The 11034-nt window shown below is 62.7% G+C and carries 8 protein-coding genes; 6 read left to right on the forward strand and 2 right to left on the reverse strand.

Features of this window, described 5'->3' with window-relative positions; translation table 11 throughout:
* Positions 1-327 precede the first annotated feature (327 nt).
* Positions 328-3099 carry a glycoside hydrolase family 2 TIM barrel-domain containing protein gene (locus Q0063_RS10080; protein ID WP_297871842.1) on the forward strand — a complete coding sequence of 924 codons (2772 nt, stop codon included), beginning with the start codon at positions 328-330 and terminating at the stop codon, positions 3097-3099.
* A gap of 218 nt (positions 3100-3317) precedes the next feature.
* On the opposite strand, the gene Q0063_RS10085 is transcribed toward Q0063_RS10080, so the two are convergent.
* Both Q0063_RS10085 and Q0063_RS10090 read right to left on the reverse strand, forming a co-directional pair.
* A complete protein-coding gene (locus tag Q0063_RS10085) occupies positions 3318-4088 on the reverse strand; it encodes a DUF3169 family protein (RefSeq protein WP_297871843.1) in 771 nt (256 codons plus the stop codon).
* On the reverse strand, positions 4081-4296 hold the full coding sequence (locus Q0063_RS10090) for a helix-turn-helix transcriptional regulator (protein WP_297871844.1): 216 nt from the start codon (positions 4294-4296) through the stop codon (positions 4081-4083). Before Q0063_RS10090 ends, Q0063_RS10085 begins: the two co-directional genes overlap by 8 nt.
* Positions 4297-4874: 578 nt before the next feature.
* On the opposite strand from Q0063_RS10090, the gene Q0063_RS10095 reads away from it, so the two are divergent.
* From Q0063_RS10095 to Q0063_RS10115, 5 genes are all read left to right on the forward strand, one after another.
* Positions 4875-5063: a hypothetical protein gene (locus Q0063_RS10095; protein WP_297871845.1), complete on the forward strand. Its 189-nt coding sequence runs from the start codon at positions 4875-4877 to the stop codon at positions 5061-5063.
* A gap of 368 nt (positions 5064-5431) precedes the next feature.
* Positions 5432-6727, forward strand: a complete 1296-nt coding sequence (locus Q0063_RS10100) for a serine dehydratase subunit alpha family protein (protein WP_297871846.1) — start codon at positions 5432-5434, stop codon at positions 6725-6727.
* A gap of 88 nt (positions 6728-6815) precedes the next feature.
* Positions 6816-8027, forward strand: a complete 1212-nt coding sequence (locus Q0063_RS10105; protein ID WP_297871847.1) for a dicarboxylate/amino acid:cation symporter — start codon at positions 6816-6818, stop codon at positions 8025-8027.
* A 472-nt stretch (positions 8028-8499) separates the two neighbouring features.
* On the forward strand, positions 8500-9114 hold the full coding sequence (locus tag Q0063_RS10110) for a hypothetical protein (protein ID WP_297871848.1): 615 nt from the start codon (positions 8500-8502) through the stop codon (positions 9112-9114).
* A 185-nt stretch (positions 9115-9299) separates the two neighbouring features.
* The gene (locus tag Q0063_RS10115; protein ID WP_297871849.1) at positions 9300-10763 is read left to right on the forward strand and encodes a tyrosine-protein phosphatase; all 1464 of its coding nucleotides are present in this window, start codon (positions 9300-9302) and stop codon (positions 10761-10763) included.
* Positions 10764-11034: the final 271 nt, after the last annotated feature.

Genomic DNA, 11034 nt, shown 5'->3' on the forward strand with positions numbered 1-11034 from the left:
TTATACTGTCTGCCGCGCCGCTTGTCCAACCGCTTTCCGGAAAACTTCGGCCCCCGGCGGAATTTTTGTCTATATTGCTGTACTTTGGCTGAAAATGACGGCCTTTCCCCAAGCCCTTCCGTGATTGAGACGAATCCGGGCCGCCGTTCCCCCGCTCCGCCGGTTCTCAGACAGGCCCCCGTCCGTCCGGAGGGAGAAAAAATGATTGCCAAATCCAAAGGCCGCCTTTAAAATAAAAGAGCGGCGCTCACAGGCCGCGAACAGACATGACAGGACTCCGGACGGCATGGCCGCGGAGACCGTGAATCAATCAAGGAGAGAACAACCATGCAGGCAGAATTGAAGTGGCTGACAGACCCGGCGGTGTTCCGGGTAAACCGCCTGGACGCTCATTCCGATCACGTTTGCTACGCCTCGGCGGAGGAGATGGCCCAGGGGACAAGCTCCCTGTACCAGTCCCTGGACGGGCGCTGGCGCTTTGCCTGGAGCCCCCGTCCGGCGGACCGCCCCGCCGGCTTCTGGCGGGAGGACTTTGACGATTCCGCCTTCGGCTCCGTTCAGGTGCCGGGACATATGGAGCTCCAGGGCTACGGTCAGATTCAGTATATCAATACCCTCTACCCCTGGGACGGCCGCGCGGAGCTCCGGCCCCCGGAAATCGACTGGGAGGACTGCGCCGTGGGCAGCTATGTCCGGCGGTTCGACCTGGACGGAGGCCTTCGGGGAAAACGGGTCTGCGTCAGCTTTCAGGGTGTGGAACAGGCCTGCTATGTCTGGCTCAACGGCCAGTTCGTGGGCTATGCCGAGGACAGCTTCACTCCCTCGGACTTCGACCTGACGCCCTATGTCCGGGAGACGGGAAACCGGCTCTGCGTGGAGGTTTATCAGCGCTCCAGCGCCGCCTGGATTGAGGATCAGGACTTTTTCCGCTTCAGCGGCATCTTCCGTTCCGTGTTCCTCTATGCCAGACCGGACCTCCACCTGGAAGACCTGTGGCTCCAGGCGGGACTGGAGGAGGACGGTTCCGCCGGTACCCTCTCCGTCCGCCTGCTTCTGGAGGGGGAGGCCGGGGAGGTCCGCTGCCGGATTGCCGGCCCCGGCGGTGAAACGCTCTTGGACGGCCCTCTGGACCTGAGGCGGGACGGCAGGTATCTCCGCAGCCGGTCCCTCCGGTTCCCCGGCGTCCGGCCCTGGGACCATGAGCACCCGGTTCTGTACCGCGTGACCCTGACTCTCCTCCGGAGAGACGGCGCGGTTTCCGAGATCATTCCCTATGACATTGGATTCCGGCGCTTCCAGCTGAAGGACGGCCTGATGCTGCTGAACGGAAGGCGCATTGTCTTCAACGGCGTGAACCGCCATGAGTGGAGCCCGGAGACAGGCCGGGCCATCGGTCCCGCAGACATGGAGGCCGCCATGGAAACCTTCAAGCGGAACCATATCAATGCCGTCCGCACCTGCCACTATCCCAATCAGACCCTCTGGTACCACCTCTGCGACAAAAACGGCATTTACATGATCGATGAGACAAACCTGGAAAGCCACGGTTCCTGGCAGAAGCTGGGCAAGACGGAGCCCAGCTGGAACGTGCCCGGGAGTCTCCCGGCCTGGCGGGACTGCGTTCTGGACCGGGCCCGGTCCATGTTCGAGCGGGACAAGAACCACACGGCCATTCTTCTCTGGTCCTGCGGCAACGAGTCCTACGCCGGAGAGGATATTCTGGCCATGGCGGAGTTCTTCCGCCGGGAGGACCCCAGCCGCCTGGTTCACTATGAGGGGGTTTTCCACTGCCGGGCCTTTGACGCCATTTCCGACGTGGAGAGCCGGATGTACGCCCCGCCGGAGGACATCCGGGCCTATCTGGAGAGCCGCCCGGAAAAGCCCTTCATCCTCTGCGAGTACATGCACGACATGGGCAATTCCCTGGGGGGCATGGAGCACTATATCCGGCTGGGGGAGGAGTTCCCCCAGTATCAGGGCGGCTTCATCTGGGACTATATGGATCAGGCCCTCTGGCGCACGGACTGCCTGGGGCGGCGGGTCCTGGGCTACGGCGGGGATTTTGGCGAGCGGCAGACGGACTATGCCTTCAGCGGCAACGGCATTGTCTTTGCCGACGGGACGGAGAAGCCCGCCATGCAGGAAGTCCGATACTGGTACGCCTCTCCCCGGGAGCGGGCGCGGTTCGACGCGGCCAATGAAGACGCGGCAAAGGCCCTGTCTCTGCCCGCCGTCCGGGCAAAAAAATCCCCCCTCCGCGTCACCCACGGCGACGGGGCCCTGGGGGTGCGGGGTGAGAACCTTGAAATTCTGTTCTCCTATCCCCAGGGCGGGCCGGTGTCCCTGACCGCCGGAGGGAGGGAATGGCTGTGGCGGGCTCCCCGCCCGGCCTATTGGCGGGCTCCTACGGAAAACGACCTGGGGAACGGCTTTGCCTCCCGGAGCGCCCTTTGGTCGGCGGCGGAGCAATGGCAGGTCTGTGAGGACATTCGGGTTTTGGAGGAAAGCCGGCACCGCGTTTCCATCCGCTATACCTATGCCTCCCACGCCCTGCCCGGCCTGCGAACCCAGGTTGTCTATACGGCGGAGTCCTCCGGCGCGGTGGGGGTAACCGTCCATTACTGCGGCGGACCGGGCCGTCCGGAGCTGCCTTTGCTGGGCCTGCGCTTCCAGACGCCTGAGCCGGTGAAGAGGGTCCGGTGGCTGGGCCTCTCCGGGGAGACCTACCCGGACCGGAAGCGGGGCGGGGTCTTCGGCTGGCACGAGGAAGCGCCTCACATTCCGGCCTATCTGGTCCCCCAGGAGTGCGGCTGTCACGCGGAGACCCGGGCGGCCGTGCTGGACGGCGGCCTGACCCTGGACATGAGCGGGACGCCGCTGGCCTTCTCCGCCCTGCCCTGCACCCCCTGGCAGCTGGAGCAGGCGGCCCACCGGGAGGAGCTGCCGGACCCTGTGCGGACCGTGGTGACGGTCTGCGGGGCCATGCGGGGCGTGGGCGGTATTGACAGCTGGGGCAGCGACGTGGAAGCTCCCTACAGGGTCAGCGCGGCGGACGATCTGGAATTCTCCTTTCGCATACTGCCGGCGGCAGAGGGGTGAGTCCCGGGGCGCACGGTGGAATGAGGGAGGACCAGACCCCGGAACCGCCGGAGGAAACAGGAGACCCCGAGGCGGAAGCGCCGCCGGAGAACGGGGAAGAACCGGCCGCATAGGCGCAAAAACGCGGAAAACAGTAAAAGAGCCGGGGAGCGATTGCCCCCGGCTCTTTAAACATCCCATTCAATTCCTGATTCCTCATTCTCTCCGCTCTCAACTCTTCACTTTCCGCCCTTCTTCGACAGCCGGATACATTCCAGCGTATAGGTTACCTGCATAATCCCCAGGACCAGCAGCAGCACGAAAACGGGCAGGAGGTTCATCTCAAACACCAGGCTCAAAATCACCAGAACCATCCACGCCCCCAGGCAGACCCGGGAGGTCACCAGATAGGCCCGGTAGCAGGCCTGACCGACCTGACGGCGCTCCGACTCGTCGCAGCTGTCCATCCATTTTTTCTGAAACTTCATGTCGTAGACGCTGCCGTGCTTCTCCGGGTTCATCCGTTTTGCCAGGTCCACCGTCTTCTGCTGGGCGAAGATGACAAGGCCGCAGGAGACCAGGAAGACGCCCACCAGAGACAGCGCGCCGATGCCGCCGTCAATGCCGTAGACGCAGAAGGCCGCCATGAAAAAGAGATTCAGCAGCAGCTGCACGGCGCTGAGCAGCAGCACCCAGCTCAGGGAGATGTCGATGGACTCCGAGGTCTCGTCCTCGTCCCCGCCGTTCCAGGCGGCGAATTTCCCGGCGGCGGAGCGGTAGAGGAGGAAGCAGCTCCCCAGGGTCAGCGCCGAGGTCACAGGGATGCCCCAGGGGGTAATGGCCGCCAGAAGGGCGTTGAGACCCTCCGCCAGGGCGCCGGTGTCCAGCCCGAAGACGCGGCTCAGACCCACAACAAATCCGATTGCGCCCCCCGCCAGCATGGACCCCGCCATGGTCAGGGCAAACCGGGGCAGGGCCCGGCGGTTCTCGCTTGTCTCTTTCTTACTCATGGACCGTATCCTCCTCATAGGTAAAAATGTCCTCAACCCGTACGCCGCAGATGTTCGCCAGCTTCAGCGCCAGCGTCACCGACGGGGAGTAGTCCCCCCGCTCAATCTGGCTGATGGTCTGCCGGGAGACCCCCGCCAGACGCCCCAGCTCCTGCTGATTGACGCCCAGCCGGGCCCGGTGCTCCTTCAGCCGGTTGCGCAGTGGCATGTCACCGCCTCCTTCTGACAAGGTTCGTCGTCAAAATGACAACTTTTCTTGTCAATACGTATCATAGCGCTGACAAGGAAAGTTGTCAAGTCTTTTGCGGCAAGTTTTTTTGCATCAGGTATTTTGGACTCAGCATGAGGCGGAGGCGGTCCGGCTCCTGTTCCGGAGCTGCCGCCGCCGGAAGGACGGACGCCTGGTTTTCACGGAGACGGGCCGCGCCCCGGTGCTCCAGCAGATCCGCCGTAAAATCCTCCAGAGGCGCGTCCTCCGGTTTCTCCGGCCATTCCGGAAAACAGCGGAGGCGCTGGCTGGTCCCTTGGGGGGCTTTGCCCGGGACGCCGGTTTATCAGAGAGGAAGAAAGGACGCCGCAGGTTCTGCCGGATGGACCTGATGAGCGGACCGTCTTTGGGGGCCTGCGCAAGATTCTATAAAAAATCTTTGGACTGCGTCCGGAGGGCCAGAAGGGGAAACGAGGACTTTTTCCGGCGGGGAAGCCGTTTCGGGCGGAAAAGCGGGTCCGATGCCTCCGTCCCCGGGGAGCCTCATGGGGCCAAGGGAACAGCGGAAAGAGAGCAAAATGCTGAAAGTAATTTCCCCTCCGGGCGGCTATAATCTCCATCAGAACAGCGGTCGGCAGACCGGCTGCCTGTTCGGAAGCGAACCAACGGAATCGAAAGGAAGGATTACAATGAAGCACTGTGTAAGGGATTTCTTCAAAAGCCTGGTGGCCCTCCGCTATGCGGAGCTGAGCCAGGGACGCCGCTGATATTCCCAAAAACGATAGACAGATTCGAACAAGAGGAGGATGAAAGCATGAAAGCTGCATGGAAAGACTTTTTCGCGGCTCTGGTGGCCCTTCGCCAGGCGGAGCTGTCTCAGGGCGTCTGGAACCGCTGATGCCCTCCCCCCCGGACGCTCCGGGAAACGTGAAGATTCTGAACAGGCCCTGCGTCTCCACTGGAGCGCGGGGCTGTTTTTGTCCTCCTATGATGAAAGCTTGACAAAACAGACGAAAGATGCTATTCTGGATGCAGGGTTATTTGGTAAATTTAACCTGATGCGGGTCCCGAAAGCCGCCCCTGCTCCGCAGTGCGGAGACCGGGGGGAGACGAAACAGGGAAAGGGAGGAGAAACGTGGAAAAAACAGATCAGCGGTATCATCATTTCGTACAGATCCTGCGGGAGGAGCTGGTGCCCGCCATGGGCTGCACCGAGCCCATCGCCATTGCCTACGGCGCGGCGAAGGCCAGGGAGGTCCTGGGCCGGCTGCCGGAGAAGATTCTGGTGGAGGCCAGCGGCAACATCATCAAAAATGTCAAGAGCGTGGTCGTGCCCAACACCGGCGGGCTGAAGGGAATCGAGGCTTCCGCCGCCGCCGGCGTGGTGGCGGGGGACGCAGGGAGGATTCTGGAGGTCATCTCCCAGGTGACAGACCCCCAGAAGGAGGAAATCAGGTCCTACCTCGAGAGCCACGAGGTCCGGGTGGCCCCCGCGCCGGGGGACGTGATTTTCGATATCATCGTGACCCTTACCGCCGGAGCGGATACCGTGCGGCTCCGCATTGCCGACTACCACACCAACATTGTACACATTGAAAAGAACGGCGAAATCCTGCTGGAGGCCGGAGCCGTGGCCGAGGCGGGCGGCGCTGCCGGCCTCACGGACCGCAGCTGCCTGTCTGTGGAAGCGATTGTGGACTTTGTGAACACCTGTGACCTGGAGGACGTGCGGGAGACGGTTCAGCGGCAGATTGACTACAACTACGCCATCGCCCAGGAGGGAATCCGCAACGACTGGGGAGCCAACATCGGCAAGGTCCTCCAGGCCCATTACCACGACGATATCAAAACCCGGGTCCGGGCCATGGCCGCCGCCGGGTCCGACGCCCGGATGAGCGGCTGCGAGATGCCGGTGATTATCGTCTCCGGCAGCGGCAACCAGGGCATCACCGCCTCCGTCCCCGTGGTGGAATACGCCAAATACCTGGAGGCAGACCCGGAAAAGACCCTTCGGGCCGTGACCCTCAGCGACCTGCTGACCATCCATATGAAAACCGGCATCGGCCGCCTCAGCGCCTACTGCGGAGCCGTCAGCGCCGGCTGTGCCGCCGGGGCCGCCATTTCCTGGCTGAACGGCGGGGATTATGAGACCATCGCCCATACCCTGGTCAACGCCCTGGCAACCATTTCCGGCATGATCTGCGACGGCGCGAAGCCCTCCTGCGCGGCGAAGATTGCGGCGGCGGTGGACGCGGGCCTCCTGGGCTACAGCATGTATCTCAGCGGCCGGCAGTTCTACGGCGGCGAGGGCATCGTGTCCAAGGGCGTGGAGAACACCATTGCCAACATCGGGCGTCTGGGCCGCCTGGGGATGCGGGAGACCGACAGGGAGATCATCCGCATCATGACCAATCAGCCCCCTAAGGGATGAGTGGGACCGGCTCCGCATATACTGAAACGATCCGGAATGCGGGGCGTCTGCTTCAACTGTGTGAACAAGAAAGGGAGGATACTTGTATATGGCTACCGAGAAAAAGGGAATGAGTCTGCCTCTGAAGCTGCTGATCGGCATTGTGGTGGGCATCGTATGCGGCCTGTTCCTGCCGGAGAGCGCCATGACCATTGTGGTCACGCTGAAGTACGTATTGAACCAGCTGATTATGTTCTGCGTGCCCCTGATTGTAATCGGCTTCATCGCCCCGTCCATCACCAAAATGGGCTCCAACGCCACCCGGATGCTGGCGGTGGCCATCATCGTGGCCTATGCCAGCACGGTTCTGGCCACGCTGATGTCCATGGTCGCGGGCTATGTCCTGGTGCCCATTCTGCCCATCGCCTCCAGCATGGAGGGGCTGAAGGAGCTGCCCGGCGTGGCCTTTGAGCTGAACATCCCCCAGATTATGCCCGTCATGAGCGCCCTGGTGTTCTCCGTCCTGGTGGGCCTGGCCGCCGTGTGGACCAAGGCCAGAACCGTCACGGTGGTGCTCCAGGAGTTCCAGAACATCGTTCTGAGCGTGGTGAAGAAGGTGGTCATTCCCGTCCTGCCCTTCTTCATTGCCCTGACCTTCTGCGGCCTGAGCTATGACGGCACCATCACCAAGCAGTTCCCCGCCTTCCTGCTGGCCATCGTCATCGTCATGGCGGGGCACTACATCTGGATGGCCGTGCTCTACGGCTTCGCCGGGGCCTATTCCGGCAAGAGCGGCGTGGAGGTTGTGAAGCACTACGGCCCCGCCTACCTCACCGCCGTGGGCACCATGTCCTCCGCCGCCACTCTGGCCGTGGCTCTGGACTGCGCCCGGAAGAGCAAGAATCTCCGCTCCGACATGGTGGAGTTCGGCATTCCCCTCTTCGCCAACATCCACCTCTGCGGCTCCGCCCTCACCGAGACCTTTTTCGTCATGATTGTGTCCAAGGTGCTCTTCGGGGAGCTGCCCAGCCCGGGCCGCATGGTGCTGTTCATCCTGCTGCTGGGCATCTTCGCCATCGGCGCCCCCGGCGTCCCCGGCGGCACGGTGATGGCCTCCCTGGGCCTGATTACCGGCATCCTCTTCACGGACCCCGCCACCTCCGGCGACGCCACCGCCCTGATGCTGGCCATCTTCGCCCTTCAGGACAGCTTCGGCACCGCATGCAACGTCACCGGCGACGGCGCCCTGACCCTGATCCTCACGGGCTATGCCGAAAAGCACGGCATCAAGGAGCAGGCCATCAAAACGGTGGACCTTTGAGCGATGCCGCCGGGCGGGCTCCCGTAAGCGGAGGACCGCTGCCTGACGGATTGAAAAGACGGCGCGAGACCCTGACCGCAGGCGGTCGGGGTCTCCGTCCGTATAAGGAGCCCTGCGTCCGCCCCAAAAAACGCTGTACAGGCCGGCGGATTTATGATATACTCTAAGAACCTGTATTCACAACCGCTGAACGCTGTCTGGACGGCCTTTTTCCCGCCATACCGCGTCGATTTCCCTTGCAATCCGTCAGGATTGCCGCGGAAAATCTTCTTGTCTGACAGGAAAAATTCCCGTCCATCCGGCATCCCACGGCTATGAATACAGGTTCTAACAATCGTCAATCGGCAAAATAGGCGCCGCCGGGCTTTCTGCCCGTCTGCCGGGAAGCCCGGCAGCTGCCGCGATGGCTTCGGCGGCCTGAAAAACAGTGACCGGCGGGGGATGCCCCGCCCTGAGAAGAGGAGCTTTGCGTATGAGCGAGGAGATGCGGACCTTCGGCTATCTCTGCCCCGCCTGCGGCGGGACGGTGATGGGGACCCGGCCGGTGTTTGGACTGGAGGCCTCCGGCGGGGAAGTCGCGTGCGGCTGCGGAAAATCCGCCCTGCGGATTGCGTTTGACGGGACCCGCTGGCGGCTCTATGTGCCCTGCGGCCTCTGCGGGGAGACCCATACGGCCCTCTGCCCGCCGGAACGGCTCCTGCGGGGGGACACGGCCCTGGCCTGCGCCCGGACCAAGCAGTTCTGCTGCTTCATCGGCTCTGAGGAGACGGTGGAAAAGCAGCTGCGGGATCTGGAGATTCTGGCGGAGAAGGAGAAGCGGGACGGGGAGAAGGAATTCTTCGTGGACCAGATTATCATGTATGAGGTTCTCTCCGAGCTGCGGGACATCGCCGCCCGCCCCGGCGGCATCACCTGCGCCTGCGGCAGCAGCCGGTATGGCATGGAAATCCGCCGGTCCGCCATAGACCTGATCTGCCGGGACTGCGGAGCCAGGCTCCGGGTCCCCGCGGCTGCGGACCGGGATTTGGACGATCTTTGCTGCCGGATGAAGCTGGTTCTGCCGGGACGGGGGACGGGGGAGCGCTGATCCCGCGTCCCGCCGGGCATCCGGGCAGGAACCAGCCCCCGGCTGTTGGGGGGGGGGACCGCCGTCCTGGAAAAAATTTTGGCTTTCCTCTGGAAAAAACCGGCGCATAATGCTACAATAAGACCAGCGGTTTTTCCGGCCGCTGGTCTCTCGTTACTTTACATACAAAAAGAGGAGGAAAACGCATGAAAAAAGCAGGTTCCCTGCTGCTGGCGCTGGTGCTGGCTCTCAGCCTGACCCTCAGCGTCTCGGCGGAGGAGGCCGTCTTTGAGGGCGGCGTCACCGAAATCCAGAAGTATGGCAATATCGTTCTGGACATCGACCCGGCCAAGCTCCAGGAGGCGGGCTTTGCCTATGGCGACGTGCTGGCGGTGAAGGTCAACGACAAGGAATTCCAGATTCCCCTGTGCACCAACTATTCCGACGTGGACACCGGCGAGCTGGTGGCCCGGGACAGCGGCGGCGTGCTGATTGTGGCCGTCAACATGGGAGACTTCGCCACCACCAACGAGCTGGCTGTCAAGGAGACCGCCGAAGACGGAACTTATACCTGGAAGTTCCCTGAGGGCAAGTCCATCGAGGACATCACCGTCTCCATCGCCATGGGCGAGAAGGGCGGCTACCGGGATCAGTACCTGATTCACCAGCTGGAGCGGACCAACGAGCGGAGCGACTATGCCTCCGACCAGGTGTTTGCCAACTTCCGCAGCATCGCCGCCGGAGACCTGGGCGAAAACGCCCTGTTCCGCAGCAGCAGCCCCGTGAACAACGAGCTGGGCCGGGCCGCCTACGCCGACAATTTTGCCGAGGCCAACGGCATTCAGGCCGTGATGAACCTGGCCGACTCCAACGAGGACATCGACGGCTACATCGCCGCCGAGGGCTTTGACTCCCCCTATTACGCCGGACTTTACAAGGAGGGTCAGGTGAAGGCCCTGAACCTGGGCGTGGACTTCACCGCCGCCGACTTCCAGAAGGGACTGGCCGAGGGCCTCAGGTTCTTCGCCGCCAATGAGGGCCCCTATCTGGTTCACTGCACCGAGGGCAAGGACCGGGCCGGTTTCGTCTCCGCCCTGCTGGCCTGCCTGATGGGCGGCAGCTTGGACGAGGTGGTGGCCGACTACATGGTTACCTACAAGAATTACTACCACCTGGAACAGGGCAGCGAGCAGTATGAGGCTGTGAAGTCCAGCAACATCGTCTCCATTCTGGAGACCATCACCGGCGCCGCCAAGGGCGGTGACCTGACCAAGGTGGACCTGGCCGCTGCCGCTGAGAAGTATGTGAAGGGCATTGGCCTTTCCGACGCGGAGCTTGCCGCCCTGAAGACCGGACTGGCCAAGGACTACACGGCGGAGCCCGTGGGCCAGGAGACCAACACGGACATTCCCGGCTATACCGAGGCCCCCGCCGATCCCACTGAGGTGACGCCGCTTCCCAAGCCGGAGCCCGCTCCCGTCCCCTCTCCTGTCCAAAGCGACGCCCGAAGCAGCTACACCGTAGCCGCCGGCGACTGCCTGTGGAACATCGCCTACCGGCTCTACGGCCACGGCGCGCGCTGGACCGAGATTTATGAGTTGAACAAGGCTGTAATCAAAAATCCTGAGATGATCCAGATTGGTCAGGTGCTGACTGTTCCCGCCGCCTGACGGAGGGAGCGCCCTCCATGGCCGGAACTGAAGCGCGAAGAAATGCGAAAAGCGGGAAAAAGTGTGAAAAACGCAAAAGCACGAATTAGATTGCCGGAAAACCGGTATCCTCCATGCTTCAAAAAGGAGGAACAGCCCGAAAGGGACCCCGCAGGGGGCCCCTGATATAGTCAGCACAGTTGAAAATCGGTAGATACCGATTTTCAAACAGCGGCAGAGCCGCTGACGGGTAAGGTAAAAACCCGATGTGCTGACTATGAAGTCCACCGCA

The organism is uncultured Oscillibacter sp. (assembly GCF_947654275.1).
In the GTDB taxonomy this organism is placed as follows: domain Bacteria; phylum Bacillota; class Clostridia; order Oscillospirales; family Oscillospiraceae; genus Oscillibacter.

Excerpts from the sequence above, each read along its gene's own strand:
- Q0063_RS10080 (WP_297871842.1), top strand. The coding sequence starts at position 328 with ATGCAGGCAGAATTGAAGTGGCTGACAGACCCGGCGGTGTTCCGGGTA.
- Q0063_RS10085 (WP_297871843.1), bottom strand. The coding sequence starts at position 4,088 with ATGAGTAAGAAAGAGACAAGCGAGAACCGCCGGGCCCTGCCCCGGTTT.
- Q0063_RS10090 (WP_297871844.1), bottom strand. The coding sequence starts at position 4,296 with ATGCCACTGCGCAACCGGCTGAAGGAGCACCGGGCCCGGCTGGGCGTC.
- Q0063_RS10095 (WP_297871845.1), top strand. The coding sequence starts at position 4,875 with ATGCTGAAAGTAATTTCCCCTCCGGGCGGCTATAATCTCCATCAGAAC.
- Q0063_RS10105 (WP_297871847.1), top strand. The coding sequence starts at position 6,816 with ATGGCTACCGAGAAAAAGGGAATGAGTCTGCCTCTGAAGCTGCTGATC.
- Q0063_RS10110 (WP_297871848.1), top strand. The coding sequence starts at position 8,500 with ATGAGCGAGGAGATGCGGACCTTCGGCTATCTCTGCCCCGCCTGCGGC.
- Q0063_RS10115 (WP_297871849.1), top strand. The coding sequence starts at position 9,300 with ATGAAAAAAGCAGGTTCCCTGCTGCTGGCGCTGGTGCTGGCTCTCAGC.